The following is a 26,273-nucleotide window of genomic DNA, read 5'->3' as shown; positions in this document are numbered from 1 at the left end:
TCTAGTATGATAATATTCCTCCATCTAAACTCAAGATAGTTGTTTCAGAATATTTTTCTTTTAATTGCTCTGCTGCTTTATAACTAGTAATTCCTCGTTGACAGATCATCACATAGGTTTTGTTTGAGTCAACTTCTAGGGTTTTTATTTCTGAAAGAGGAATAGTTTGATCAACTTCAAAAGGCAATTGTAAATTTGGTAAGACCGCAATTAACTCTAGATTTCTCGACTCTGCAGGAAGTGACAATTTTTGTTTTAATTCTTCAGAGGAAATCAACCAATTTAGATTTTGCACATTACAGGAAGTATCATAATACGTTTCCTTTTTAAAAATAGTTGCAATCTCTTCTTTAGAAATTTTAGATTGCAATTTCATTTTCAACTGAGAGTTTTGCAACACGTTATAAATCAATAATTCGTTGCGCAAAGGCTTTCCAACTCCTGTTACAATCTTTAATACTTCATTTACTTGTGCCATGGCTATCATTCCTACAATGGCATTCAGGATTCCAGCTTCTTCACAATTCGGAACATCGGTATTCATTACTGGGAAAGCGTCTCGTAAGTTCGCAGAATTCTCTCCTAAATTAAAGCTGCTTACATATCCATCAAACTTATACAAAGAACCATACACTAGAGGTTTTCCTTGTAAAATGCTTGCATCGTTCAAAAGGTACTTAGTTGGTAAACTGTCCGTTCCATCAACAATAATATCATACTCAGAAATTATATCAAGAACTTTGGTCTTTGTGAGTGCTTCTGTCGAAAAAGAAACTTCTGTATATGGAGCTCTCAGTTGAATAAACTTCGCTAATGCTTCCGATTTGTATTTCCCTACATCCTCTAATGAATAGTACACTTGACGATGCAGGTTGGTGACATCTACTTTGTCAAAATCTATCAAATGAATTTTCCCAATACCGCTGGAAGCCAAATAGACAGCAATCGGACTTCCCAAACCTCCACAACCTACTACCAAAACTTTCGCATTTTGTAGTTTTTGTTGTCCAACTTCACCAATCTCTGATAAAGTTATTTGACGTTTGAATAAGTCTGATGGATTGATGTTCGACATCGAAATTGAATTTATACAAGTTCTTTTTTTACGGCTTCGTATTCTTCTGGTGTATTTACGTTTCGAATTAAATCATCCTCTACCTCTACAATCTCCACATCGGAATTGATTAGCATTTTACGTGGACACGAATATCCTTGCGCTAAATATTGCAATAAAATTGGATAAGCCTTTGGCTCATAGATGGTAATTAAGGGTTCAGGAAATTGTTTCCCTTTTCCTTTGACAGCGGTAGCAACTTTTGCTGGATTCCTTTTTTCTAATAAAAGTTGAATCAAATCTTTATTTACAAATGGTAAATCTGTAGCTAACACAAACCATGCAGAATTTGGATCTTTTTGAAATGCTGAACAAATGCCTCCAAACGGACCTAAATTGAAAAAGGTGTCGGGAATTTCACTAATCAATTGAGACTTCTCGACTGCGCTCGAAGTGACATTTCTAACCGAATAGAATGTTTCAAAACCTTGATTTTCTAGTAAGTCTTTTACAAATTCTTTTTGAGGTTGTCCATAATATTCTAACTGAGATTTATCTCTTCCCATTCGAGTGCTTTTTCCTCCTGTTAAAACCAATCCTTTGATAGAAGGAATTGTTTTAGAAAGAAGTTTCGAAACGTGTTCAATAATTTTTTCTTCCTCATCAATTCCATAGATTGGAATCTCTTTACAATTGGAAAACTTTTCTTGTAAAGACTCAAAAGGCTCAATATCTTCTGTCAATTTTACAAAGAATTGTACATCAGAAATCTGATTGATTCGTTTGTTGATTGAGGCTTCTTTTTCTGGATCTAACAAAACTATTTGTTGTTCCCCAGCATAATGGTTTCCGTTGATAAACACATAATCAAACTGTGAAAATTGAATGCGTTGAGCGTACTCATTTATTGGCCCAGAAGTTGTGATGCTTAGATTTCCTTCATGGTGAAATGTAAAATCTGAAAGTCGATTTGCTTCGACATCTTTTGCATGAGAAGCATCAAAATAGGCAAGTTTATATTGTGATAGCCTTTGTGATACTTGATGAACCAAATCAGAAATAATGCTGCATTTAGCCCCTAAGATAGATACTTCATTCGGCGCAAAATTTCCATTCTTTCTTCTCGTTAAGTTGGTATGTTTTTGATGTTTTTTAGCCATTCTTAATATCCGATTTCCCTCCTGTTTTTTCCAACAATTTTACTTCTTTGATCACCATTTGCTGCGAAATGGATTTACACATATCATAAATAGTTAAACAAGCAGCTGACGCTCCAGTTAAGGCTTCCATTTCTACTCCAGTCTTCCCTTCAATAGTAACCTTACACAAGACCTCTATATATTCTTTGTCTACAATAACAATGTCTATATCCACACCGTTGATTAATAACGGATGACACATTGGGATGATTTCTGATGTCTTCTTCACTGCTTGAATTCCTGCTATAATAGCTGTTTGAAATACAGGCCCTTTTTTTGTTGTTAATTCTTCATTCCCAAAATGAGAAATCACTTCTTTTCCTAAGAACATACTCGCTTTTGCAATTGCAGTTCTTTTGGTCATTTCTTTTCCAGAAACATCCACCATTTTAGGTTGGTTCTTTTTATTGATGTGTGAAAAACTCATCTATTAGTTTTTAGCTAAATTAATAAGATTTGTTAGAATTCTGATTGAATAAGCTTAGCTAGTTTAATCAAACTAGTTGAATTCTCTTTATTAACTTCTTCATCAAATCTTAGTAGAATACTTTGGTTTTTAAAATCAATATTCAAATTATTATATAATATTAATTCATCTGTTATTGCAACTGACAACAGCCTTTCAAGTTTCTCAGAATTAGTATTAGATTCTAAAACGTATAGATTGTTAAATCTTTTTCTATTTTTTAATTTAATATCAAATCTTAGAAATAAGTTAGCAACTTTTTCATTTATATTATTAGGTCTTATGGTTAAATCAGGAAGAAAAGAGTCAAACTTTATTAAGACAGCATCGTGATAAGTAATTAAATCTGTTTTTATATCTGAGTAGCCTGGCACAGTTCCATTAACTTCAATTTCATGTGAATCTTGGTAAAAAATATGAAAGGTTTCTCTTGGAAAATCCAAAATCTTCCTTACTGATGTTATTTTCAAATATTTCCCATGCAATCCTCTAGAATAATCATTCAAATTAAAATACCTGTTCTGATTTTTCTCAACCTTGAAAATTTTATCTAAGTGAGATAATATTTGCTGTTTCGTCTTATCTTTTTCAGAAGTCATTTTTTGGAAAAAATTTAATTTCTATATCTAAAAAATGAACAGGTATTTCCCTTTTTGAACTCAGTTTGACCTTGAGGCAATTGAATAAAACCATCGGCTTCTACCAAACTTGCCAAATCTCCAGAGCCGTTTCCTTTCACAGGAATGGCTACTAAATGACCGTACTTGATCTCGATTTTTACCTGTAAGAAATAGGTCAATTCAGGTTTAAACACAACATCTTCTCCTAAAATTACTATTTCTTCTTTCATTTCATATCCTGTCGATTTTGCAAACCATGGATAAAAATACGCCAAACAATTCACATAAGTTGAAACTGGATTCCCTGGAAATGCGAAAACAGGCGTATTGTTTTGCTTGTCTTGTTCTGCATCTCGCTCACTCATATTTGAAGGTGCTGAGCGTCCAAACCAGAAAGGTTTTCCTGGACGTTGTGCTACACGATGAAATAACTTTTCAACTCCTAATTCTTCTAGAACCTCAGGAAGAAAATCGAATTTCCCTTTACTTACAGCACCGCTAAATAATAAAGCATCATATTCTTTCAAATAGCCAGCTATCTTTGATTTTAGTTGTTCTTTATCATCTGTAATATGAGCGGTCTCCGCTTTGATATGAAGTTTTTCTAGTAATGAAACTAAGGTAAAAGCATTACTTCTACGAATTTGATGTGCTTCTGGACTTTCGCTTACTTCTACCAATTCGTCACCCGTAGAAACAATCATTACTTTAGGTGTTTTAGCCACTTGTACTGTGGATTTCCCCACGGTGGCAATTACACCAATTTCTGCGGCTGTGATTATTTTATTTTTAGGAATTAAAACATCTCCTTCGTTTCTATCTTTCCCTCTTGTATGAATGTTTTTGCCTTTTTCAAGCGCTTCTAATTGTACAGTAGCCATTAAAGTATCAATCTTTACATCTTCATAGCGAATCACGGTATCTGTATTTTCCGGCAAAACAGCACCAGTCATTACTTCATAACAATTGGCAGCATTGTCCATAATTTCTTGCGGACTTCCAGCTGGTTGAATTCCTTCGATTTTAAAATCGCGAACTCCGTATTCAAAATAACGGTGATTGATGGCAATTCCGTCCATGGCAACGCGATTGAAAGGAGGGAAATCTCTATCGGCAACAATATCTTCTTTGAGTACTCTTCCTACAGATTCTAAAAAAGGAACTTCTTCCACACCAAAATCTTGGGCGTTGTCTAAAATGATTTGTAAGGCTTGTTCTGTTGAAATCATCAACTTTTGTTTATTTATTTGAGATGGTTAACCACCAATGGTAGACATACTTTCTGAAACATTTCCTTGTGTTCGGTTTGCTTCTGCAACAAAACCATTTTCTGGCTTTTCTTTTACCAAAGACAAAAACAAATCTTTTAGGTCTTCATTGCTTGCTCCTTTTCGCAAAAAGTCACGAAGGTTGAAGACTCCATCATCAAACAAGCAGTTTTTAAATGTTCCGGTAGGAGTTACTCGAATGCGATTACAGTCACCACAAATGGTTCTTGTAAATGCAGGAATAATACCCACACTTCCTAGATGTCCATCAACCTTAAAATTTCTGGAAGTTGATGATTTTTCAGAAACGATAGGCTCGACTTCAAACTGAGTTTGTATCTCTTCTAAAATCTTTGCGTAATTCCAATTCTCTTGAATCTCTCGTTGTCCTTTTCCGTTAAATGGCATTTCTTCAATAAATCGAACTGCTACATTTTTGTTTTTGGTAAGTGCTACAAAATCTACAATTTCATCGGTATTAAACCCTGCTTGTACAACTACATTCAGTTTTAAATTGAGGCTGCTTTTTTCCAAGAGCTCGAATGTTTCATAAACTTCTGGGAAAACGTCCCTTCTTGTAATTTGATGAAACTTTTCTTTTTGCAAACTATCAATACTCAAATTGATGTTTTGCACTTTCTCCATACTTTCCAATACTGGAATGTGCTTTGCAATCATCGCGCCATTGGTCGTAATATTAATAGTTTCTAACAAATCGTTAAACGACAACATTTCTAAAAACTCAATAAACTTCTTTCTTACAAATGGCTCTCCTCCTGTTAGACGAACTTTGTTAACTCCTAACTCTGTTAACACACGAACAATACGATACATTTCTTTATAAGTTAACAGGCTTTCTCTTGGCGCAATTTCAATTCCATGTGCTGGCATGCAATATTGACAGCGCAAGTTACAGCGGTCTGTAACCGCTAAACGGACGTAGCTTATTTGTCGTCCAAAATTATCAATCAATTGTTGCTGCATGTGCAAATGGTTTCAAATCTGGATTGTGAATTTTTGCCTTTGCTTCTGGTGACCGAAACACATCCCAACTATAATATATTTTTATTTCTGTTTTAAAATCTTGTAACAAGTGAGGAAATTCTTTCATCAAATCTGAAAAGTTCTCGCTTTTCCCTTCTTGCATATAATGATACATGATTTGCAAAGAAGCATATGTTACAGTAGCGTTAAACTTCATGGTTGCTCCGTATTTGATTGCAAAATCATAAATCTGTTGACACATATTCTGAATGGATTGATCTAATCCATATTTCTTGAGATGGATATAGGCCAAACGCAAATGGGCTTCATGAGAAAAATAGAGCGGTGGAAATTTGCAATCTCTAAATTTCTGCTCGAAAACTTCATCGGTATATCGCTCATGTTTTTCCAATCTAGCTTGGTAATTTTTTTGCTAATAATCCGTATATAAATGCTCCTAAAACGGCTGCTGCTAACACAATTAAAATTGCTACTGCTCCGTGCCCAATCAATACAAATATAGGACCTGGGCAAGCGCCAACTAAGGCCCAACCTAATCCAAAAATACTTCCTCCAATAAAAGTTCTAATAAATCCTTTTTTCTTTTCTTTTACTTTGATTGGGTTTCCTTGAAAATCTTTTATAATGCCTCTTTTGAAGAATTGCATTAAAATAACGCCAATCCCAACAGCTGACCCAATAACTCCATACATATGGAATGATTGAAACTTGAACATTTCATAAATTCTGTACCAAGAAACTACTTCTGACTTACTCAAAATGATTCCAAATACGATTCCGATAATTAAAAACTTAATGTATTTCATAGCTTAAAAGATTAAAGGAAATAAAAACCATGTCATTAATAACCCTCCAGCAAAAAATCCAATTGTTGCCACAAGCGATGGTAATTGCAAGCTACTTAAACCGGTAATTGCATGTCCTGAAGTACACCCTCCAGCATATCGTGTTCCAAAACCAATAAATAATCCTGCAGCTACTAAAATTCCAATTCCTTTTAAAGACAATAAATTATCGGTACTGAAAATTTCAGCGGGTAAGTATTCATTTCCAGCGTTTGCGAAACCTAACTCAGCTAGGTCTTGAACAGTTTGCGGGTTTAAGTCAATAGCTTGTGAAGTCATTAAATACTGACTAGAAATGAACCCTCCGATTATAATTCCAACAACAAAAATCAAGCTCCAAGTTCTCGCTTTCCAGTCGGTTTTAAAATGATCCGAAATTCTTCCTGCACCACCAATAGTACAGATGGTTTCTAAATTGGTAGACACCCCAAAGGCTTTTCCAAAATAGAACAATAAAAATAGCACAAAAGCAATTGCAGGTCCTGCAACATACCATGGCCAAGGTTGTGTTATTACTTCCATTAGTTGTTTATTTTTGTATTGATATAGTTCATAATTTCTTTCGTAGCTCCTTTATTATCTTGAATATATTTTTGATTAATCTTTCCTGTGTTTTTTCTAAAGTTGGTATCCTCTTTTAGCTGATCAAAGACCTCTGAAAATTCTTGCTGGTTTGATACAGAAATACAACCTTTTAGCCGAACTAAATCAACAGCTTCGTTAAACTTGTCATATTCTGGACCTATTACTACAGGAATTCCAAATGTAGCTGGCTCCAAAATATTGTGTAATCCTGTTTTAAAAGCACCTCCTACATATGCAACATCTGCATAAGAATAAATTTTAGTAAGTAGGCCAATCGTATCTATAATAAAAACTTCGTACTCTTTTAATTGTTCTTTCGCATTGGTTATTATAAAGGGTATTTCAGAGTATAAAATTGTTCTTTTCTGAATTGAATTTTTCAATTCTTGAATTGCTTTTTCTTCCATTGTGTGTGGAGCAATAATCAATTTTTGATCATTAGTCTGATTGATATAATTTACTAGCAGCTCTTCATCTTCTTTCCAAGTACTTCCAGCTACTATTGTATATTGATTGTTTTTAAATTCTTGAATAACATCAACAGAATTGTCTTGCTCTAAAATTCTACCCACTCTATCTAGGCGAGTGTCTCCGCAAACAGTTGTATTTGAATAACCAATTGATTCTAGGAGTTCTTTTGACAATTGGTTTTGCACAAAAAAGTGATGAAATGCAGAGAGTGATTTTTTCATCCATTTGCCAGATTTTTTAAAAAAAGGTTGATCTTTTCTAAAGATTCCTGACACCAATATGGTTGTAATGTTCTGATTATTTAATTCATTTAATAGGTTTGGCCAAAATTCATATTTAACAATAATTGCCATTTCTGGATGCACCATTTTAATAAATTTCCTAACTCTCCCTTTGGTATCAAAAGGCAAATAACAAATTATATCAGCAAGGTTATAATTCTTTTGAATTTCATATCCTGATGGAGAAAAGAATGTAACTACAATTTTATGATTTGCATACTTTTTCTTTACCTCTTCTATGATAGGTCTTGCTTGTTCAAACTCTCCCAATGAAGCTGCATGAAACCAAATAACACTGTCTTCTTTCTTTAAAATAGATAGTTTCTCAAAGGTTTCTTTTCTTCCTTGAATGAACAGTTTTATTTTTCCATTAAAAAGCCCATAAACTTTAAGGATGAAAAAGGTAATGTGAGCCGTAAAGTTATATAATGGATTCATCTGTGTAAATGTACAAAATAGCGCATAAAAAAACGCCCAAACAATGTTTGGGCGTTTTCTATATCATTCTTAGTTTCTTAAGCCTCGAAAGGAACTATAGAAACATAAGATTTATTATCTCTTTTCTTTCTGAACTCAACAACACCATCCACTTGCGCGTGTAATGTGTGATCTTTTCCCATGTAAACATTTTCACCTGGGTAATGTTGAGTACCTCTTTGACGAACAATAATGTTTCCTGCGATTGCAGCTTGTCCTCCAAAAATTTTAACTCCTAGTCGTTTCGATTCTGATTCTCTACCGTTCTTCGAACTACCAACTCCTTTTTTATGTGCCATGATCTTATGGTTTTAAAATTGAAATTCTTATTTGCTTAATGCTTCAATTAATTCTGCTTTCTTTAAAGAAGTATATCCTTTGATACCTTTATCTTTAGCTAAAGCTTTTAATTGTGCAACAGTCATAGAACTTAAATCGTTAGATGCTGTTTCTTTTACCTCAGCTTTTGGAGCTTCAGCAGCTTTTGCTTCTTTCTTAGGAGCAGCTTTTGGAGCTTCTACAGCCTTCGCTTCCTTTTTAGGAGCGGCGGCTTTTTTAGCTGTTGTTTTCTTGGCACCAGATGCAGCGATACTTTCAATTTGAATTTCGCTTAAATACTGACGGTGTCCATTTTTCTTTTTGTAACCTTTTCTTCTTTTCTTTTTGAAAACGATTACTTTGTCACCTTTTAAGTGACCTAAAATCTTGGCCGTTACTGCGGCTCCTTCTATAGCTGGGGCGCCAACTGTTACATTCCCTTTATCTTCTACAAGCATTACTTTATCGAAAGTTACTTTAGAACCTTCTTTTTCTTGTAAACGGTGAACGTAAACTTTTTGGTCTTTTGCTACTTTAAACTGTTGCCCTGCTATCTCTACAATTGCGTACATAGTCTATGTTTATATTAGCTTTTTACTTACTATTTGCATCTTCGATACCGAAAATGCGGGTGCAAATATAATCTTTTTTTAAAAGACCACAAGACTTACTTCTCAAAAAAACAAGGTTTTAAACAAAAGAAAAACCGCTAATTCATTAATATTATATACAAATACTTCTTATTTTTGAGAAATAGTTTTACGCCTCTACCTTTTCTTGTAACGAAACTAACAAAGGTTCGTCAAACTAACTGTCTTTATAAAATTAAACTATAATCAATGAAAAGAAGTATTTTAACACTGACTTCAGTGTTTTTATTAGCATTTTCTTCATCTGCACAAAAAGTTGAGTTTGAAGAATATGACTTAGACAATGGGATGCATGTTATTTTGCATCAAGATAATTCTGCTCCAGTAGTAATTACCTCTGTTATGTATCATGTAGGAGCTAAAGATGAGCAGCCTAACAGAACTGGAATGGCTCACTTTTTTGAGCATCTTTTGTTTGAAGGAACAAAGAATATTGGGAAAGGTGAGTGGTTTAAAATTGTTTCATCTAATGGAGGAAACAACAATGCCAATACTACCGATGATAGAACTTACTATTATGAAGTTTTTCCTTCTAACAAATTAGAACTCGGTTTGTGGATGGAATCAGAAAGGTTATTACACCCTATTATCAAACAAGAAGGTGTAGATACTCAAAACGAAGTAGTAAAGGAAGAGAAAAGATTACGTGTAGACAATCAGCCATATTCTAGATTATTAGAGAACGTTAAGGTTCATATGTTTAAAAAGCATCCTTATAAAGGAACTACTATTGGAAAGATGGAGCACTTAGATGCTGCAACTTTAGAAGAGTTTTTGGCTTTTAACAAAAAATTCTACATTCCTAACAATGCTACATTAGTTGTTGCTGGTGATTTTGATGTGAAGTCAACAAAAAAGTTAATCAAAGATTATTTTGGCCCTATCCCAAGAGGAAAAGATATCGAGAGAAACTTCCCTAAAGAAGATCCTATCACTAAAACGATTACTGCTAAAGCTTACGATCCAAATATTCAGATCCCTGCAATTGTAGCTGCCTATAGGACTCCTTCTATGAAAACTAGAGATTCTAGAGTTTTAGATATGATTTCTACTTATTTAAGCGGTGGTAGAAGTTCTGTTTTGTATAAAAAGTTGGTAGATCAACAAAAGAAAGCATTGGCTGTACAAGCAGTTAATTTAAGCCAAGAAGATTATGGAACTTACGCTTTGTTTGCTCTTCCACAAGGAAGTAACAAAGTTCAGGACCTTCTAAAAGAAATGGATGCTGAAATCGTTAAAATCCAAACAGATTTAATTTCAGAAAAGGACTATCAAAAATTACAAAATCAGTTTGAAAACAGATTTGTTAGCTCTAACTCTAGCGTACAAGGAATTGCAAACTCTTTGGCTAGATATAATGTTTTGTATGGTGATACGAATTTGATTAATACTGAAATTGATATTTACAGATCTATTACCAGAGAAGAAATTAGGGAGATTGCTAAGAAATATTTAAATCCTAATCAAAGGTTGGTTTTAGAATATTTACCAGAATCACAAAAGAAATAACACAAAAGACTTAAAGATATAGAATTATGAAAACAAAAATTTTATCAATCATAGCCATTTTAGCAATGTCTTTTGCTGTTAATGCTCAAATTGATCGATCAAAAATGCCAAAACCTGGACCTGCTCCTAAGGTAAAACTAGGAAAGGCTGAAAAATTTAAACTAAAGAATGGTTTGACGGTGATTATGGTAGAAAACCACAAATTACCAAGAGCTTCTGCTAGCTTGACCATAGATAATTATCCAAGATTGGAAGGAGATAAAGCAGGAGTAACATCAATGATGGGAAGCCTTCTAGGAAGAGGAACAGCTAATATTTCTAAAGACGATTTTAATGAGAAAATCGACTTTTTAGGAGCCAATGTGTCCTTTTCAAGTGGCGGCGCTTCAGCTTCATCTTTGATTAAATACTTTCCTGAAATTTTAGGTTTGATGGCTGACGGTGTTAAAAACTCTGTGTTTTCTCAAGAGGAATTTGACAAAGAAGTGAAAGTTACTTTAGATAATATCAAGTCTGGAGAAAAAAGTGTTACCGGAGCCGCTCGTAGAGTAGAAAGAGTTCTTACTTATGGTAAGAATCATCCTTTTGGAGAATTTATCTCTAAAGAAAGTGTAAACAACATTACTTTAGAAGATGTAAAAAAAGAGTACAATACTTATTACAGACCAAACAATGCCTATTTAATCATTATTGGAGATATCAATCCAAAGAAGACCAAAAAGATGGTCAAAAAATTATTTGGAGATTGGAACAAAGGTACTATCCCTTCTTACACCATGCCTGAGGTGAAAAATGTTGAAACCACTGAAATCAACTTTATAAATATGCCGAATGCTGTTCAATCTGAGATAGCTGTAATCAACACTGTAGATTTAACCTTAGGTGACGATGACTATTTTGCTGCCTTACTAGCAAATCAAATTCTTGGTGGTGGAGGAACTGCAAGATTATTCCAAAATTTAAGAGAAGATAAAGCGTATACTTATGGTTCTTATTCTAGTATTTCTCAAAATAGATATGTAGGAAGATTTTCCGCTACTGCTAGTGTAAGAAATATGGTAACTGATAGTTCTGTTGTTGAGTTAATGAAAGAGATCAACACAATTCGTTACAAAAAAGTAACTGAAAAAGAATTAAAAGATGCTAAAGAACAATATATTGGAAGTTTTGTAATTAATGCGCAAAGACCAGCTTCTGCTGCTACTTATGCTCTTGAAAAAGAAATTTACAATCTGCCTGATAATTTCTACGAAACATATTTAGCAAAAATAAATGCAGTTACTATAGATGATCTTCAAAATGCTGCTATCAAGTATTTCAGAGGTGATAAAGCTAGAATTGTAATTACTGGAAAAGCTATTGATGTTTTAAAGAACCTAGAGAAAAATCCAAACTACAACATCAAGTATTTTGACAAGTATGGAAACTCAACTGAAAAGCCAGAAATGAGCTTACCAATCCCTGCTGGATTAACAGCTTCTAAGGTAATAGACAACTATGTAGCTGCTATTGGTGGTAAAGAAAAAGTAGATGCTGTAAAAACAATGATGTTTGTCTACAAAGCTACTATTCAAGGAAACGAATTAGAGCTGACTAGAAAAATCATGGGACCTAACAAAGAATCTAATGTGATTACTTTTGGAGGTCAGGTTTTCCAAAAGCAAGTTTTTAATGGAGAAACAGGATATGCTGTTCAACAAGGAAGAAAACAAGATTTAGCTGGTGAAGAGTTAGAAAATGCGAAAGCAAAAATGCTCCCATTTGAAGATATGGCTTACAAAAAAGGAAAGTTAGACAGAATAGAATCTATTGATGGAGAGAATGTGTACATCATTAAATATAAAGATGTAGAGATTTTTTATAGCGTAAAAACTGGTTTGAAATTGAAATCAACAAGAACAGTTAAAGGACCTCAAGGAGAAGTTAAAGTCCCTTCTGATTATTCTGATTATAAAGAAGTGAATGGGATTTTAATTCCACATAAATTCGATCAAGGAATGGGAAGATTTACTCTTAACTTTGAACTAAAAGAAGTAAAAATAAACGAAGGAGTTACTGAGAAAGATTTCGAGTAATTTTTTAGTTGATCATATACAAAAGAGTCAAGATTTTATGTCTTGGCTCTTTTTTATTTGGCTTTATTCACCATATAAACTCCAAACATAATAATAGCTCCTCCCAACAATTGAAGAAAACTAAGCTGCTCGCCATCAACAATTCCCCAAATAACAGCTACTATTGGAATCAAATATGTTACAGAGGCTGAAAAAACAGGTGTAGAGATTTGTACCAATCGATTGAACATTACTTTGGCAATTCCGGTTCCAATAACAGATAATAAGGTAATATACCCTAGCGCCGACATAGATTCATCATTCCATTCAAAATCTACATGAAAATCTGTGAAAAATAACACTAACAATGCCGGAATAATTAACAACAAAAAATTTCCTGTTGTAATAGCTAAAGCGCTAAGGTCGTTTAAATACTTTTTTACAATATTCACATTAAACGCATATCCAACAGAAGAAATAATTACCAAAGAAGCATACCAATAATTCTGATCTGGATTTAAATGTGCTCCTTTTAAAATAAGAATTGTTGTTCCAACCAACCCTATTAAAATTCCAAATAATTGCTTTCGCTTAAAGGCGAATCCAAAAACAATTGCGCCCACAATAAAAGTGTTAAATGGTGTTAGAGAATTTAATATCGCAGAAATTGAACTATCTATTCTAGTAATTGCATAAGCAAATAAAAAGGAAGGGAAAAAAGTTCCTAAAAGGGCGGTGTATAAAATATACTTCCAATGTTTCTTTTGAATTAACTTTAAGCTCTTAAATCCTATAAGCAATAAAAAGACTGCTGTTATAAGCATTCTTAACGATCCAATCTGAATAGGGGTTAATCCTAATAAAGATTTTTTAATTAAGATAAATGAACTCCCCCAAACAATTGCTAGGACAATTAGATAGAGCCATTTTCTTTGTTGGTTACTCATAGTTGATGTTAAAGTCATAGCAAAAGTCCGATAATTCTTCCAATATCAATCATTTATTACATAAATTTGCATAATCTAAGTATAATCAAAAGTAATCATGAAAATTCGCCATATTTTAATCGCTGTCATAGCAATGACTTTCACACTTTCTTCTTGCAAAAAGGAGGTTGAAAAAACTGAGAAAAATGATATTAAAAAAGAAGCTGCCATAGCGAAAATGGAAACCGTTTCTTTAAATATTTCTGGAATGACATGCGAAATTGGATGTGCTAAAACAATTCAATCTAAGTTATCTAAAAAAGAAGGTGTTGCTTCTGCAAAAGTTGTTTTTACTGATAGTTTAGCAACTATTAAGTATGATGCTAACACAACTTCAAAAGAAGATTTAATCAAGTTTATTGATGGAATTGCCGGAGGTGATTTATACACTGCAAAGGAATCTGAAAATACAACATCAAAAAAGTAGTTTTTGATGTATTTATAAACGAAAGGCTTCTGGTTTCAGGAGCCTTTTTTAGTTGTTTTTGAGTTATCTTTGCATAAATCTTTCTAAGGATGAAAAAACGCTTTCCTCTTTTTGTTAAAATCACTTTAATTGCCATTTATCTTATCTTTTTAGCTGGCGCTATAGTTAGAATGACTGGATCAGGAATGGGTTGTCCAGATTGGCCCAAATGTTTTGGATATTACATTCCTCCAACTTCTGAAGACCAAATTACTTGGAAACCGAATGCTTCCTTTAAAAAAGGAATGATTATCATTAAAGATGAAGCTCTTTTTGTTGCTGAAAAAGAAGTGAAAACTACATCTGAATTCAATAATGAGAATTGGGAAAAATACACCAAACATGATTATGCAAAATTTAATAAATTCCATACTTGGACAGAATACATCAATCGTTTAACATCTGTTCTTGCTGGAATTCCACTTCTACTAATGTTTATTGGCTCCTTTCTGTTTTGGAAAAGCAACAAGAAAATTACTTTATTATCCGTTGGTGTTTTTCTCTTATTTGCTTTTGAAGCTTGGCTAGGAAAAACGGTAGTAGACACAAATTTAACTCCTGTAATTATAACTCTTCATATGGCAGTTGGCCTAGTTATTATAGCTCTATTACTCCAGTTACGCTTCATAACTACTGAGAAGAATCGAATATATAACTACAACTCTTTGTTTCATAAACTATTAATTATTTCTGTTGTTTTCTCTTTAATTCAGATTGTTATGGGAACTCAAGTCAGACAGTTTATTGATGAGCAAGTAAAACTCTTTGGGTTTGAAAACAAAGAGTATAGTTTAATGGATCCTAATTTTAAGTTTTACTTTCACCGATCGTTTACAATTGCAATAGTTTTAGTGAATTTTGCTATGTTTTACCTGAATCAAGTAAAAGGCCTAGGATATAAATTGGTAAATTGGATTCTTGTTTTACTATTCTTAGAAACCATTACTGGCATTTTAATGTATTATGCAGATTTTCCAATAGGTACACAAGCAGTTCATTTACTATCTGGAGCACTTCTTTTTGGAGTCCAGTTTTATTTGTGGTTACAGAGTAGAAAAACAACATTAATTTCTTAAAGAATCATTTAGATAATATTTATTGTAATCTAACCCTTCTTTTTTTAAAAATTCATGTTTCTTTTTCATTCTAGCATAGTAAATACTATCTACATGTTTTTCAATGATTTCAATCTTCTTTGGAGTCAAATCATTGGCAACTCCTCCTTCCCAGTAAAAATTGATTTTTGGGTTTTTTGTCAGAACTTTTACTTTAACTGGAGCTCCTATACCTCTATAAATTAAGGGAAGGTTAATTTTTTCAGCAAACCCTTTATAATAAGTTGTATCATTAATGAAATAATGATAGTGAACATTAAGTCCTGCTTCTCCAGAAAAAAAATCTGCATCAGGATTTATATTAATTATAACACCAGTTACCTCGTAAAATTCATCTGGATTAAAATCTTCATATTTCTTATTGTTACAAGAAAAAGCTAAGGCAATTGCAATAAAAAAGAATACATGGGTTTTTTTCATAACATAAATGTAATAAAAAGTGACGGAGCGAAACCTACAAAGGTTTACACTCCGCCACAGGGAATATAAAATACTTACTTCTTTTTCTATATATGTTGCTCTTAAAAAGAGTTATTCTGTATTAATGATAATTAAGATCGGTCTCAGAAACCGACTGACTAACTTACATTAATAAGTAAGATTATAAGTGAGTAGAAATACCTGATTTAAAAAGTGAAGACAATTACTCTTTCCACTCTAAAGTTTCCATTAAATGAAGAATATCTTTTTTAATGTGGCTTACAGCAGGTAAAACAGAATCGTAGTTTGGTTTGGTTCTAAAATACAGTGCGCCTTTGATAAAGTTTTTGGTGCTATCGGTAATATGAAATTGTATTTGAGAAGCTGCATTTCCTGTAATCTCATTCAACGTCCCATATACTTTTTTAGTTTCATCGATATAATTATTAGAAGAGATCGTTTCTGCTTTTACAGTATGCTTTACAACTAGTTTTTCAGATTCTTGTATTAACTCTCTTAAATTGCCTTCAATCTTTCTATAAGTAATATCTAAAGATGCTTTCAGTTCTGGGTACTCAATCTTTAACCAGTTTTTAGGCTCATCTTTAATAGTTGCATTCTTGGGCACTTCAAAAGAATATGGTCTTTGTAATATTAGTTTTGTGTATACAGCTTTTTTGTATTGTAGACTTAAAAAAGCTTTAGGTTTTGGAAGAGTTTCTCCTCCACAAGAAACTAAAATGAAAAATAAAAATAAGACTGTTAGTTTACGCATTGAGGTGTCTTGTTACTTTTAGTTGTTTGATTCTTTTTCTATCTAATGCTTCTATGGTAAACGTATAATTGTCAAATTTTATTTTCTCACCTGTTTTAGGAAACTTTCCCGATATTTCTAGAATAAACCCTGCAATGGTTTCTGACTCACCTTTTTCTTCTTCGAATTTCTCTTCATCTTCATCTTCTAGAATCTTACAGAAATCTTTAATTGTTATTTTTCCATCAAAGATATAATTGTTATCATCTATCTTAGAATATGCTAAATCATCATCGTCAAACTCATCGTTAATATCTCCAACAATTTCTTCAATTACATCTTCTAAGGTTACAATACCACTGGTTCCTCCGTATTCATCAACAACAATTGCAAGGTGATTTTTCTTTTCTCTAAAATCGGCCAATAAATCATCTAGTTTTTTATTCTCAGGAACAAAGAAAGGTTCTCTTAATAATTTTTGCCATTTGAAATTGCTCTTGTTCAGATGCGCTAGTAAGTCTTTAGCATATAAAACACCAACAATATTGTCTATAGAATCGTGATAAACAGGATTTCTAGAATATCCATTCTTTAATATTTTCTTCATTACCTCGTCATAAGGTTCTTCATCAGACAAAGCAAAAATATCAATCCTTGGCTTCATAATTTGAACAGTATCTGTACTTCCAAAGCTTACGATTCCTTCTAATATTTTTTGTTCATCTTTTGTGGTGGCATCATCAGAAGTAAGTTCTAATGCCTGAGATAAAGTTTCAACTGAGAAATTTGAATTCTTATTTCCTAGTCTTCTTTCTATAACTCCTGTAAGGTTAGTAAGCAGATAGCTTAAAGGCGAAAAAACTATGTTTAAAACCTTGATAGGCCTTGCCATAAAACTTGAAAATTTCAAAGATTTTCTAGAAGCATATACCTTAGGAAGCACCTCTCCAAAAAGTAATATTAAAAATGTAATGAGCCCAACTTCGATACCAAACTTCACATAATCGGATTTTATTTTAATAAAATTCCAATCAATAGATAAATCTCCACTTAGAAATTTATCTCCTAATAATGCAAATAATAAAACCGCAAGAATATTGATAAAATTATTTGCTATGAGTATAGTAGCCAGTAATTTTTTGGGTTTTTCTAATAGTTTAACAATTAAACTTTCTCCTTTAGATTCTTCAGAAAGTTTGTTTAGGTCGGTTTGAGACAATGAGAAAAAAGCAACTTCTGTTCCTGATATTAAAGCAGAACTTAATAACAATAAAAGCAAAGCAGTAATCTCAATGATTTCCATCGTGCCAATTGTATTTAGAAAAATAAGAAAAGGTTCAGGATCAGGGTCCAAATTCTAGAGTTTAGTTCAACTTAAAATGGTAAATCATCATCCTCATCAGCAACTACAGATTTTGGTGGTTCTGGCGCTTTCGGTTGACTGGTATTTTGAGGAGATGGAGCTCCTGTTTCATTTTTTGAAGACAAAAAGGTCATATTATTAACGTGTATTTCTGTAGTATAACGCTTTTGCCCTTCTTGCTCCCATTGACGTGTTTTGATTCGTCCTTCGCAATATACCTTATCTCCTTTTGACAGGTATTTTTCACATGTTTCAGCAAGCTTATTTCGTACAACAATATTGTGCCATTCTGTAGTAGTTACTTTTTCTCCAGTTTGTCTATTGGTATAACTTTCATTTGTCGCTATAGGAAATCTGCCTATAGAATTACCTCCTTCGAAATAATTCATCTTCACAGCATCTCCTAAATGACCTATTAAAATAACTTTATTGATTGTTCCTGACATAGCTTGGAATTGATTATCTACTCAAATGTACTAAAAATTTTGATGCAATTTGTAGTTGAATTTATCTAAGAAATTAGAAATTAAAACCGGAACAGGATATTCATTTATTTTACGCCAAGAAGTATTTGTATTGGGATGTGTTTTAACTCCAACAATCCAAAATTTAGTATACAAGTGTTGATGTGAAAGTTTATGAACTATTGGGTTTTCATTAAACAATTTAATCATGCAATCTGAAAACACCTTGGTTTCAAATTCTTCCAAACCAACAATCGTATCCAGTTCTTTTTTTGTTTCTATTAAAGGAAATTGATAAAGTCCTTGCCAAATTCCTTTTCCTTTTCTTTCTTCAATAATTGTATCTCCCTTTTCGGTTACAAAAACCAAATAGTTAAAAAACCTATTCTTAATTTTTATCTTCTTTTCTTTCACAGGCAGTTCTTTGATTCTTTTTTTCTCAAAAGCTACACAGCTAGAACTCAAAGGACATATAGAACAATCAGGATTTTGAGGTTTGCATTGTAATGAACCAAAATCCATAATGGCTTGATTGTACACTCCGGGCTGATTTTTATCAATCAAAGACTGAGCTAAGGTTTTAAACTCTTTGATTCCTTTTGTACTATTAATAGGAAGATGATTCCCAAAATATCTGGCCAGCACTCTATAAACGTTCCCATCAACCACAGCCGTTGCTTCGTTAAAACAAATAGATGCAATGGCAGAAGCAGTATAATCTCCAACACCTTTTAGTTTAATAAGTTCTTTATAAGTACTTGGGAAAACACCTTTTAATTCTTTAGCAATGTATTTTGCGGTAAAATGTAGGTTTCTGGCTCTTGAATAATAACCCAACCCTTGCCACATTTTTAGTACTGTAGATTCATCTGCATTTGCTAGATGATTTACTGTTGGAAATTCTTCTGAAAATTTCAGATAATAACTCATCCCTTGAGCAACTCGCGTTTGTTGCAGCATAATTTCTGACAGCCAAACCAAATATGGGTCATTTGTTTTCCGCCAAGGCAGGTCTCGATTTTTTTGTAAATACCAGTAAATTAATGTGTTAGATAATTTCATCAAGAATTTTTACAAATGCAAACTTACATCTTAAAATTGATATAAATTTGTTCGAATCTTTTCACGGAATCGATTAATTATCATATATTTGCCTCCGCATTTTTAGAAAATAATAACTTAAATTTAATAACATGACGAAAGCAGATATTGTATCGAAAATCTCGGACAAATCAGGAATTGAAAAAGCAGATGTATTAGCAACCGTAGAAGCATTCATGACAGAGGTTAAAGATGCATTGGAAAATGGCGATAACGTATATTTAAGAGGTTTTGGTAGTTTTATTATCAAAACTAGAGCAGAAAAAACAGGAAGAAACATTTCTAAGAACACTACCATTAAGATTCCAGCTCACAATATCCCAGCTTTTAAGCCAGCTAAGACTTTCACTGAAGGTGTAAAGAACAAAGTGGTTGTAAAGTAATTAATACGAACCTAAATCGTAAGATTTAAAAAACATTAGACAATTATGCCAAGTGGTAAAAAAAGAAAGAGATCAAAAATCTCTACACACAAACGCAAGAAAAGAGCTAGAGCAAACAGACATAAGAAAAAGTAAGGTCTGACCCTTACTTTTTCTTTTTAGCATCTAGCCAAAAAACGTTCATTGAAATAGAGGTTTACATTCTGCAAAAAGCAGGAGGCCTCGTATGGTATTTAAAAAATACCTGTAAAATAATCCATCGTACAGCATGTTGCTGTATGGTATAAAACCATTTCAGTATGAAAACAGAATTAATTATTCGTTCGAATTCATCTGATATTGATTTTGCCTTACTAAAAGATGGAAAACTTATAGAACTTAACAAAGAAACAAGTGACAACAAATTTTCTGTTGGCGATATTTTTTTAGCCAAAATAGGAAAAGTGTTGCCTGGTTTGAATGCTTCCTTTGTGAATGTTGGATATCCAAAAGACGGATTCCTTCATTATCATGATTTAGGTGCTCAAGTACAATCTTTGAATAAGTTTATTAAGAAAGTAAGCACAGGTAAGTATAAAGAATTCACTTTAAAGAACTTTCGTTTTGAGAAAGACATTCACAAAGACGGAAGTATTAATGATGTACTAAAATCAGGTCAAAATTTATTAGTACAGATTGTAAAAGAACCTATTTCTACCAAAGGCCCTCGATTAAGCTCTGAGCTTTCAATTGCGGGAAGATTTTTGGTACTTGTTCCTTTTTCTGATAGAATTTCGGTGTCGCAAAAAATCGCAGACCCAAAGGAAAAGGATCGATTAAAAAGATTAGCTAAGAGCATCAGACCTAAAGGGTTTGGTGTTATTTTAAGAACTGTTGCTGAAGGTAAAAAAGTAGCAGAACTGGATAAAGACTTACAAAACTCGTTAGACCGTTGGAAAACAATGTGCAAGCGCATTGCAAATACCAATACTCCAACCAAAGTGTTAAGCGAGTTAAACAGAGCATCTTCTATACTAAGAGATGTGATGAACGATTCTTTTACAAACATCGTTACAAACGACGAAACTCTTAAATTAGAAATTAAAGAGTATTTACAAGAGATTTATCCTGAAAAGGAAAACATTGTAAAGCTTCATAGATCTAAAGTTCCAATTTTTGAAAAATACGGAATAGAGCGCCAAATAAAAACATCTTTTGGTAAAACAGTCTCTATGAGTAGAGGAGCCTATTTAGTAATAGAACATACTGAAGCATTACATGTAATTGATGTAAATAGTGGTAATCGTTCTAACAAAGCGGGTACACAAGAAGAAACTGCATTAGAAGTAAACCTAATTGCTGCCACAGAAATTGCAAGACAATTGCAATTGAGAGATATGGGAGGGATTATTGTGGTTGATTTTATTGATATGCATAGTCCTGAAAATAGGAACAAATTGTATCAGCATTTGAAAGAGCAAATGTCTTTTGATAGAACAAAACACAAGATATTACCGCCAAGTAAGTTTGGACTAGTACAGATAACTCGACAAAGAGTTCGACCTGAATTAAGTATTAAAACAACAGAACCAAACCCAAACGTGAATGGAGAAGTAGAAGCTCCTATTGTACTGGTTGATAAAATAGAAGTTGAATTAGAAAGAATTAACTCTAATCCAAAAAACAAAAAGATAGAATTGAACGTGCATCCTTTTGTTGCTTCTTATTTAACCAAAGGAATATCATCTATTCGTTTTAGATGGTATTTAAAACACAAAAAGTGGATTAACATTATACCTAGAGATGCTTACCGTTATTTACAGTACAAATTTAAAGTACGTAAGTAAGGCATTTGTATATCAAAACAAAAACCCGCATTGTTTCCAATGCGGGTTTTTTATTGTTATAATACTTATAATTTATTGTTTGCTAATAGCTATTTTGACGTCTTCTTCCCAAGCACTTACCGAAGCAACCACATTGTTATCATAACTTATTTGACGTAATTTATTGTTTTTCCATTGAACCCAAGTACCAACTTTTTTCCCTTCATTGTAATATCCTATAGCAACTCTGTTTCCTTTCTGATCAAACTCTGTCCATTTTCCTGTTAACTTTTGATTCTTAAAAAAACCTTTTTTATGAACAGATCCATCAGCAAAATAATATGTTGCTTCTACCAAATCTCCCACAGCTTTATAGGTTGGTTGGTTGTCTTGAGCTTGCACTAAGCATACTGCAAATAAACAAGCAATGGCTAAAACTTTTCTCATGTTTTTTAGGGTTTTGTTAAACAAATATACTTAAAAGTTTACGTTAAACAAACCTTTAATTAACATTAAATTAACATTAGAACCAAAACCCTAAATTGAATAACCAGTGTTTATTGTTGTTCTCTGGAGACCAACTGTATTTGATCTCAATAGGACCTAATATAGTATCTATACTGTATCCTAAAGCATACCCAGATAAAACATCTTCAAATAAATCTCTTCCATCACTAAAAACGTTTCCGTCTACTCTTGCATAATTTGCTATGAATGTTGCATAGTGATTGCTTGCCACTTTATATCGCAATAAAAATTCTGACCTTAAAAATGACTTATCAGAAATCTCAGCAAACTCATACCCATAAAAAGGCTTGAAAGTGTTGATGTAATTTTGATTATATCCTCCTAAATAGAAATCGAAAACTGTAGACGTAGGATTCTCAAAAGTAAATCCAGCATCGTTGGTGTATTGAAATGTAATTGTATCCCAAAAAGTTGTAGCAAAACCTAATCTTCCTCCAAGCTGAACAAAGGGTTTAAAATTATTTAGATAATCTGAAGACCAAGCATACCATTTTGCTCCTACATCTGCATAAAAGCCTCTAGTAGGGAAAGATCTATCATCATAAGTGTCTAACTTTAAATACGAAGAGAAGTTTATATAATTGCTATTGTCAAATGTAGTTTTACTGCTGGTTTGTGAACTTAATGTTTCTGTAGTAATCTTTAGTTTTTTAAATTCTGCTCCAAATCCTAATGCGAATTTTCTGCTAAAAGTAGTTTGTAGAAATATCTCATTCGTAAAATCTGTATAATTCAGATCAATTTCATTGATGTTTGGATTATCGTCTGTGCTAAACGGAGTATTCGTTTTAAAATGATTGTATCTAGATTTCAAACCATAACTTGTATAAAATCCGTTGTCTACAAAATAGTTTAGGTTATATCGAATTCTATCTCCCACAATCATATCTAAGGAGAGTTCGTCGTTTTTAATCAGCAGCCTTTTATGGGTGTAATTTGCCAAAATAGCAGATTGATACAACTCATCATAATGTGCTCCTAATCGAACATTAGACTGCTGTTTATTTTCTATCACATAAAAATGCAATTTGTTGCCTATTACCTTATAATCAATACGATCATAATTATCTGTGGAGGCTAAGAAACTAATTCTTTTGTTCAACTCTTTTCTATTGATTTCATCTCCAATTCTGATCTTTAATTTTCCACGAACATATGCCGGTGTATAATTTTCAGTCCCAAAAACCTTAATCTCTTCTATAACAAAAGGATTATCTTCTTTAACTAAAACTGGTCTTTTTTTCCTCTCAGATTGAAGCTTTGCAATACTATCGAAAGTGCTACTGTATTTTTTACCTGCAATATGTCCTTGCTTCATAATTCCTTTACTCTTATCAAAATCTACAACTGTAAAAGCAGAAATATCTGGTTTTATATATACATCGCAATCTTCCCTTCCTTTTTTGCTTTGTTCGTAAATATCATAACTCACAATTTGATTTAAAATCGTGATCACAGAATTCAATCGGTCTCTTTTAATCAACTCACTTTGTACATCAACTCCTATAATTATATCTACTCCTTTTGTTTTCATAATATCTGAAGGGAAATTATTAGCAATTCCTCCGTCCAACAGCAAATGTCCTTTCATTTCTACAGGATTCAACAAAGTAGGGAACGATCCGCTAGACCTTAACGCCAATGGAAGAGAACCGTTTTCAAGCAGTACCATTTTTCCTGTTTCTGCATCAGTAGCCACGCAAAAAAATGGAATAGGAAGTTTTTTAAAATCTGTGATTGTATCTACATGTGATAAAATATAATTAAAGAGGTTTAGCACATTTTGCCCTTTAGAAACAGCTCTAGGCAAACCAATTCCTTTCTTGTTTACAGGCAACATAATGGCATGCTTTTCTCCAAACTCTTTTTCAAAATAAGGTTTTGAATTTCTTGGCAAAACGTCTTGTAATATATCTTGTAAGTTGATAGAATTAACAATCTTTTCTATTTGTTCACCTGAGTATCCCGCCGCATATAAACCTCCAATAATGGCGCCCATACTTGTTCCTCCAATATAATCTATCTGTAAACCTGCTTTGTCTATTTCTTTTAAAATCCCAATATGGGCTAATCCTTTAGCACCACCTCCACTTAGTACCAAACCTACTTTTGGTTGCTTTTCTTGAGCGAAAAACACCATTGGAAATAACAATAAAACGACGAGTATATTTCTCATCTTTTTCTTTTTTATGAAGCGCCTCTGTGAGACTTTATTTTTTGGGAGAATTGTAGTACCGAAATATCTTTTGAGCTCTAGAATCGCCAATAACCTCTTTCAGTTCTTCAAATGTAGCATTTTTTACACGCTTGGCTGATTTAAATTTACGTAATAAAGTTGTAATGGTTTGTTTCCCTACATCTGGAATTTGTTCTAATTCTGATTGTATAGCGCTTTTGCTTCTTTTATTTCTGTGGAATGTAATTCCAAAACGATGGGCTTCGTTTCGTAAATGCTGAATAATCTTTAAAGTCTCAGATTTCTTATCAAGATACATTGGAATAGAATCTCCTGGATAATAAATTTCTTCTAATCGTTTTGCAATTCCTATAATTGCAATCTTACCTCGCAACCCTAATCTATCTAGACTTTTTAATGCTGATGATAATTGTCCTTTTCCTCCGTCAATCACAATTAATTGAGGTAAAGGCTCGTCTTCAGCTTGTAATCTTTTATAACGGCGATATACAACTTCTTCCATTGATGCAAAATCATCTGGACCCTCAACTGTTTTTATATTGAAATGACGGTATTCTTTCTTGTTTGGTTTCCCGTCTCTAAAGACAACACAAGCAGCAACAGGATTGCTTCCTTGAATGTTTGAATTATCAAAGCATTCTATATGTCTTGGCTCTTCAGATAAGCGTAAATCTTTTTGCATCTGAGTCATGATTCGTTTTACATGACGATCTGGATCTACAATCTTAATCTGTTTAAATTGTTCTTGCCTGTAATATTTTGCATTGCGTTCAGAGAGTTCTACAATTCGTTTTTTATCACCTAACTTGGGAATAGTTACTTTAAAATTATCGCCTAAATCTACTTCAAAAGGCACATAAATCTCCTTAGAAACAGAGTTAAATCGTTGTCTGATTTCAACAATGGCCAGTTCTAAAATTTCCTTATCAGACTCATCTAACTTCTTTTTAATTTCTGTAGTGTGCGACTGAATAATGGCTCCGTTAGCAATTTTAAAAAAGTTGACATAGCCGTAACTTTCATCAGAGACAATAGAAAAAACATCTACATTATTGATGGACGGATTAACGATGGTTGATTTTGCTTGGTAATTAGATAAAAGGTCTACTTTTTCCTTAATTTTCTGCGCTTCTTCAAATTCCATTTTCTCAGAAAAAGACAACATCAATTTTTGAAATGCTTCTAAACTTTGTTTAAAGTTTCCTTTAATGATGTTTCTAATTGCCTTAATGGTTTCATTGTAACTGGTTTCTGTTTGTAAATTTTCACAAGGGCCTAAACAATTTCCTAAATGATATTCTAAACAGACTTTATATTTGCCAGCATCAATCTTCTCTTGAGCAAGATCATAAGTGCAGGTTCTTAAAGGGTATAATTCTCTAATAAGATCTAACAAGGCTTTTACTGTTCTTACATTGGTATACGGACCAAAATATTCTGATCCGTCTTTTATCACATTCCGAGTCATAAACACTCTAGGAAAGCGTTCTTTTTTGATGCAAATCCACGGATAGGTTTTGTCATCTTTTAACATGATGTTATACCGTGGCTGATACTTCTTTATTAAATTGTTTTCTAAAAGCAACGCATCTGTTTCCGAATTCACTACAATATGCTGAATGCTTGCAATTTTTTTAACCAAAATTCTAGTTTTGGCGTTTTCATGGTTCTTTGTAAAGTAAGAAGCAACGCGTTTTTTTAGATTCTTTGCTTTACCAACATACAGAATCTTGTCATCCTTATCATAGTACTGATATACTCCAGGAGAATTTGGCAAGGTTTTAATTTGTACTTCTAAAGATGTTGGCATAAAACGAAAATACCATTTTTATAGAAATGAAATATCATCTTATAACAAAAGAAATATAGTTAGTTGATAAAGAAATAAT

At 32.8% G+C, this 26,273-nt stretch carries 27 protein-coding genes; 6 read left to right on the top strand and 21 right to left on the bottom strand.

Annotation, left to right across the window (positions count from 1 at the left end):
- Position 1: 1 nt before the first annotated feature.
- The 12 genes from AAON49_RS12140 to rplU form a co-directional block, all read right to left on the bottom strand.
- A complete protein-coding gene (locus tag AAON49_RS12140; protein WP_349554940.1) occupies positions 2-1,075 on the bottom strand; it encodes a ThiF family adenylyltransferase in 1,074 nt (357 codons plus the stop codon).
- 11 nt (positions 1,076-1,086) lie between these two features.
- A complete protein-coding gene (gene mobA, locus AAON49_RS12135) occupies positions 1,087-2,214 on the bottom strand; it encodes a molybdenum cofactor guanylyltransferase (protein WP_349554938.1) in 1,128 nt (375 codons plus the stop codon).
- Positions 2,207-2,680: a cyclic pyranopterin monophosphate synthase MoaC gene (gene moaC / locus AAON49_RS12130; RefSeq protein WP_349554936.1), complete on the bottom strand. Its 474-nt coding sequence runs from the start codon at positions 2,678-2,680 to the stop codon at positions 2,207-2,209. The genes mobA and moaC overlap by 8 nt, the downstream gene beginning before the upstream one ends.
- Before the next feature lie 32 nt (positions 2,681-2,712).
- Entirely contained in the window at positions 2,713-3,318 is a 606-nt protein-coding gene (locus AAON49_RS12125) for a hypothetical protein (protein ID WP_349554934.1), read from the bottom strand.
- Between the two features lie 14 nt (positions 3,319-3,332).
- Positions 3,333-4,568, bottom strand: coding sequence for a molybdopterin molybdotransferase MoeA (locus AAON49_RS12120; RefSeq protein WP_349554932.1), 1,236 nt, complete (start codon positions 4,566-4,568; stop codon positions 3,333-3,335).
- Positions 4,569-4,595: 27 nt separating this feature from the next.
- Positions 4,596-5,591 carry a GTP 3',8-cyclase MoaA gene (moaA, locus tag AAON49_RS12115; protein ID WP_349554930.1) on the bottom strand — a complete coding sequence of 332 codons (996 nt, stop codon included), beginning with the start codon at positions 5,589-5,591 and terminating at the stop codon, positions 4,596-4,598.
- Positions 5,572-6,003 (bottom strand): hypothetical protein, encoded by a 432-nt coding sequence (locus AAON49_RS12110; RefSeq protein WP_349554928.1) that lies wholly within the window; start codon positions 6,001-6,003, stop codon positions 5,572-5,574. Before AAON49_RS12110 ends, moaA begins: the two co-directional genes overlap by 20 nt.
- Position 6,004: 1 nt before the next feature.
- Positions 6,005-6,418, bottom strand: coding sequence for a DUF6691 family protein (locus AAON49_RS12105; protein ID WP_349554926.1), 414 nt, complete (start codon positions 6,416-6,418; stop codon positions 6,005-6,007).
- A gap of 3 nt (positions 6,419-6,421) precedes the next feature.
- On the bottom strand, positions 6,422-6,979 hold the full coding sequence (locus tag AAON49_RS12100) for a YeeE/YedE family protein (RefSeq protein ID WP_349554924.1): 558 nt from the start codon (positions 6,977-6,979) through the stop codon (positions 6,422-6,424).
- Positions 6,979-8,232 carry a 3-deoxy-D-manno-octulosonic acid transferase gene (locus AAON49_RS12095; protein WP_349554922.1) on the bottom strand — a complete coding sequence of 418 codons (1,254 nt, stop codon included), beginning with the start codon at positions 8,230-8,232 and terminating at the stop codon, positions 6,979-6,981. The genes AAON49_RS12100 and AAON49_RS12095 overlap by 1 nt, the downstream gene beginning before the upstream one ends.
- A 77-nt stretch (positions 8,233-8,309) precedes the next feature.
- Entirely contained in the window at positions 8,310-8,570 is a 261-nt protein-coding gene (gene rpmA, locus AAON49_RS12090; RefSeq protein ID WP_349554920.1) for a 50S ribosomal protein L27, read from the bottom strand.
- 27 nt (positions 8,571-8,597) lie between these two features.
- On the bottom strand, positions 8,598-9,161 hold the full coding sequence (rplU, locus tag AAON49_RS12085) for a 50S ribosomal protein L21 (RefSeq protein WP_349554918.1): 564 nt from the start codon (positions 9,159-9,161) through the stop codon (positions 8,598-8,600).
- Positions 9,162-9,428: 267 nt separating this feature from the next.
- Between rplU and AAON49_RS12080 the strand changes: the two genes are divergently transcribed.
- Together AAON49_RS12080 and AAON49_RS12075 are read left to right on the top strand one after the other, a co-directional pair.
- Complete coding sequence (locus AAON49_RS12080) at positions 9,429-10,748, top strand: M16 family metallopeptidase (RefSeq protein ID WP_349554916.1); 1,320 nt, start codon at positions 9,429-9,431, stop codon at positions 10,746-10,748.
- Between the two features lie 26 nt (positions 10,749-10,774).
- Complete coding sequence (locus AAON49_RS12075; RefSeq protein WP_349554914.1) at positions 10,775-12,823, top strand: M16 family metallopeptidase; 2,049 nt, start codon at positions 10,775-10,777, stop codon at positions 12,821-12,823.
- 53 nt (positions 12,824-12,876) lie between these two features.
- Here the strand turns inward: AAON49_RS12075 and AAON49_RS12070 are convergent, their stop codons facing one another.
- The gene (locus AAON49_RS12070) at positions 12,877-13,749 is read right to left on the bottom strand and encodes a DMT family transporter (RefSeq protein ID WP_349554912.1); all 873 of its coding nucleotides are present in this window, start codon (positions 13,747-13,749) and stop codon (positions 12,877-12,879) included.
- Between the two features lie 97 nt (positions 13,750-13,846).
- Between AAON49_RS12070 and AAON49_RS12065 the strand changes: the two genes are divergently transcribed.
- A complete protein-coding gene (locus AAON49_RS12065) occupies positions 13,847-14,215 on the top strand; it encodes a heavy-metal-associated domain-containing protein (protein ID WP_349554910.1) in 369 nt (122 codons plus the stop codon).
- An 89-nt stretch (positions 14,216-14,304) separates the two neighbouring features.
- Positions 14,305-15,330, top strand: coding sequence for a COX15/CtaA family protein (locus tag AAON49_RS12060; protein ID WP_349554908.1), 1,026 nt, complete (start codon positions 14,305-14,307; stop codon positions 15,328-15,330).
- On the opposite strand, the gene AAON49_RS12055 is transcribed toward AAON49_RS12060, so the two are convergent.
- From AAON49_RS12055 to mutY, 5 genes are all read right to left on the bottom strand, one after another.
- A complete protein-coding gene (locus AAON49_RS12055) occupies positions 15,319-15,789 on the bottom strand; it encodes a hypothetical protein (protein ID WP_349554906.1) in 471 nt (156 codons plus the stop codon). The genes AAON49_RS12060 and AAON49_RS12055 overlap by 12 nt on opposite strands.
- Before the next feature lie 223 nt (positions 15,790-16,012).
- Positions 16,013-16,564, bottom strand: coding sequence for a gliding motility lipoprotein GldD (gene gldD, locus AAON49_RS12050; RefSeq protein ID WP_349554904.1), 552 nt, complete (start codon positions 16,562-16,564; stop codon positions 16,013-16,015).
- Positions 16,557-17,846 (bottom strand): gliding motility-associated protein GldE, encoded by a 1,290-nt coding sequence (gldE, locus tag AAON49_RS12045; RefSeq protein WP_349554902.1) that lies wholly within the window; start codon positions 17,844-17,846, stop codon positions 16,557-16,559. The genes gldD and gldE overlap by 8 nt, the downstream gene beginning before the upstream one ends.
- A gap of 71 nt (positions 17,847-17,917) precedes the next feature.
- On the bottom strand, positions 17,918-18,352 hold the full coding sequence (locus tag AAON49_RS12040; protein WP_349554900.1) for a single-stranded DNA-binding protein: 435 nt from the start codon (positions 18,350-18,352) through the stop codon (positions 17,918-17,920).
- Between the two features lie 30 nt (positions 18,353-18,382).
- Positions 18,383-19,432 (bottom strand): A/G-specific adenine glycosylase, encoded by a 1,050-nt coding sequence (gene mutY, locus AAON49_RS12035; RefSeq protein ID WP_349554898.1) that lies wholly within the window; start codon positions 19,430-19,432, stop codon positions 18,383-18,385.
- Between the two features lie 131 nt (positions 19,433-19,563).
- Here mutY and AAON49_RS12030 point away from each other — a divergent pair, with 131 nt between their 5' ends.
- Both AAON49_RS12030 and AAON49_RS12025 read left to right on the top strand, forming a co-directional pair.
- Positions 19,564-19,854, top strand: coding sequence for an HU family DNA-binding protein (locus AAON49_RS12030; RefSeq protein ID WP_349554896.1), 291 nt, complete (start codon positions 19,564-19,566; stop codon positions 19,852-19,854).
- Between the two features lie 299 nt (positions 19,855-20,153).
- Positions 20,154-21,680, top strand: a complete 1,527-nt coding sequence (locus AAON49_RS12025) for an Rne/Rng family ribonuclease (protein ID WP_349554894.1) — start codon at positions 20,154-20,156, stop codon at positions 21,678-21,680.
- A 72-nt stretch (positions 21,681-21,752) separates the two neighbouring features.
- Here the strand turns inward: AAON49_RS12025 and AAON49_RS12020 are convergent, their stop codons facing one another.
- The 3 genes from AAON49_RS12020 to uvrC form a co-directional block, all read right to left on the bottom strand.
- Entirely contained in the window at positions 21,753-22,106 is a 354-nt protein-coding gene (locus AAON49_RS12020; protein ID WP_349554892.1) for a toxin-antitoxin system YwqK family antitoxin, read from the bottom strand.
- A 76-nt stretch (positions 22,107-22,182) separates the two neighbouring features.
- The gene (locus AAON49_RS12015) at positions 22,183-24,363 is read right to left on the bottom strand and encodes a patatin-like phospholipase family protein (RefSeq protein WP_349554890.1); all 2,181 of its coding nucleotides are present in this window, start codon (positions 24,361-24,363) and stop codon (positions 22,183-22,185) included.
- A 34-nt stretch (positions 24,364-24,397) separates the two neighbouring features.
- Complete coding sequence (uvrC, locus tag AAON49_RS12010) at positions 24,398-26,194, bottom strand: excinuclease ABC subunit UvrC (RefSeq protein ID WP_349554888.1); 1,797 nt, start codon at positions 26,192-26,194, stop codon at positions 24,398-24,400.
- Positions 26,195-26,273 lie beyond the last annotated feature (79 nt).

This window comes from Pseudotenacibaculum sp. MALMAid0570 (genome assembly GCF_040151415.1).
Classification (GTDB): Bacteria; Bacteroidota; Bacteroidia; order Flavobacteriales; family Flavobacteriaceae; genus Polaribacter.
The sequence above is the reverse complement of the archived record's forward strand: the minus strand, read 5'-3'. Positions and strand labels throughout refer to the sequence as shown.

What these genes read in the sequence shown, in the direction of transcription:
- AAON49_RS12140 (WP_349554940.1), bottom strand. Translation starts at nt 1,075, where the DNA reads ATGTCGAACATCAATCCATCAGACTTATTCAAACGTCAAATAACTTTA.
- mobA (WP_349554938.1), bottom strand. Translation starts at nt 2,214, where the DNA reads ATGGCTAAAAAACATCAAAAACATACCAACTTAACGAGAAGAAAGAAT.
- moaC (WP_349554936.1), bottom strand. Translation starts at nt 2,680, where the DNA reads ATGAGTTTTTCACACATCAATAAAAAGAACCAACCTAAAATGGTGGAT.
- AAON49_RS12125 (WP_349554934.1), bottom strand. Translation starts at nt 3,318, where the DNA reads ATGACTTCTGAAAAAGATAAGACGAAACAGCAAATATTATCTCACTTA.
- AAON49_RS12120 (WP_349554932.1), bottom strand. Translation starts at nt 4,568, where the DNA reads ATGATTTCAACAGAACAAGCCTTACAAATCATTTTAGACAACGCCCAA.
- moaA (WP_349554930.1), bottom strand. Translation starts at nt 5,591, where the DNA reads ATGCAGCAACAATTGATTGATAATTTTGGACGACAAATAAGCTACGTC.
- AAON49_RS12105 (WP_349554926.1), bottom strand. Translation starts at nt 6,418, where the DNA reads ATGAAATACATTAAGTTTTTAATTATCGGAATCGTATTTGGAATCATT.
- AAON49_RS12100 (WP_349554924.1), bottom strand. Translation starts at nt 6,979, where the DNA reads ATGGAAGTAATAACACAACCTTGGCCATGGTATGTTGCAGGACCTGCA.
- AAON49_RS12095 (WP_349554922.1), bottom strand. Translation starts at nt 8,232, where the DNA reads ATGAATCCATTATATAACTTTACGGCTCACATTACCTTTTTCATCCTT.
- rpmA (WP_349554920.1), bottom strand. Translation starts at nt 8,570, where the DNA reads ATGGCACATAAAAAAGGAGTTGGTAGTTCGAAGAACGGTAGAGAATCA.
- rplU (WP_349554918.1), bottom strand. Translation starts at nt 9,161, where the DNA reads ATGTACGCAATTGTAGAGATAGCAGGGCAACAGTTTAAAGTAGCAAAA.
- AAON49_RS12080 (WP_349554916.1), top strand. Translation starts at nt 9,429, where the DNA reads ATGAAAAGAAGTATTTTAACACTGACTTCAGTGTTTTTATTAGCATTT.
- AAON49_RS12075 (WP_349554914.1), top strand. Translation starts at nt 10,775, where the DNA reads ATGAAAACAAAAATTTTATCAATCATAGCCATTTTAGCAATGTCTTTT.
- AAON49_RS12070 (WP_349554912.1), bottom strand. Translation starts at nt 13,749, where the DNA reads ATGAGTAACCAACAAAGAAAATGGCTCTATCTAATTGTCCTAGCAATT.
- AAON49_RS12065 (WP_349554910.1), top strand. Translation starts at nt 13,847, where the DNA reads ATGAAAATTCGCCATATTTTAATCGCTGTCATAGCAATGACTTTCACA.
- AAON49_RS12060 (WP_349554908.1), top strand. Translation starts at nt 14,305, where the DNA reads ATGAAAAAACGCTTTCCTCTTTTTGTTAAAATCACTTTAATTGCCATT.
- AAON49_RS12055 (WP_349554906.1), bottom strand. Translation starts at nt 15,789, where the DNA reads ATGAAAAAAACCCATGTATTCTTTTTTATTGCAATTGCCTTAGCTTTT.
- gldD (WP_349554904.1), bottom strand. Translation starts at nt 16,564, where the DNA reads ATGCGTAAACTAACAGTCTTATTTTTATTTTTCATTTTAGTTTCTTGT.
- gldE (WP_349554902.1), bottom strand. Translation starts at nt 17,846, where the DNA reads ATGGAAATCATTGAGATTACTGCTTTGCTTTTATTGTTATTAAGTTCT.
- AAON49_RS12040 (WP_349554900.1), bottom strand. Translation starts at nt 18,352, where the DNA reads ATGTCAGGAACAATCAATAAAGTTATTTTAATAGGTCATTTAGGAGAT.
- mutY (WP_349554898.1), bottom strand. Translation starts at nt 19,432, where the DNA reads ATGAAATTATCTAACACATTAATTTACTGGTATTTACAAAAAAATCGA.
- AAON49_RS12030 (WP_349554896.1), top strand. Translation starts at nt 19,564, where the DNA reads ATGACGAAAGCAGATATTGTATCGAAAATCTCGGACAAATCAGGAATT.
- AAON49_RS12025 (WP_349554894.1), top strand. Translation starts at nt 20,154, where the DNA reads ATGAAAACAGAATTAATTATTCGTTCGAATTCATCTGATATTGATTTT.
- AAON49_RS12020 (WP_349554892.1), bottom strand. Translation starts at nt 22,106, where the DNA reads ATGAGAAAAGTTTTAGCCATTGCTTGTTTATTTGCAGTATGCTTAGTG.
- AAON49_RS12015 (WP_349554890.1), bottom strand. Translation starts at nt 24,363, where the DNA reads ATGAGAAATATACTCGTCGTTTTATTGTTATTTCCAATGGTGTTTTTC.
- uvrC (WP_349554888.1), bottom strand. Translation starts at nt 26,194, where the DNA reads ATGCCAACATCTTTAGAAGTACAAATTAAAACCTTGCCAAATTCTCCT.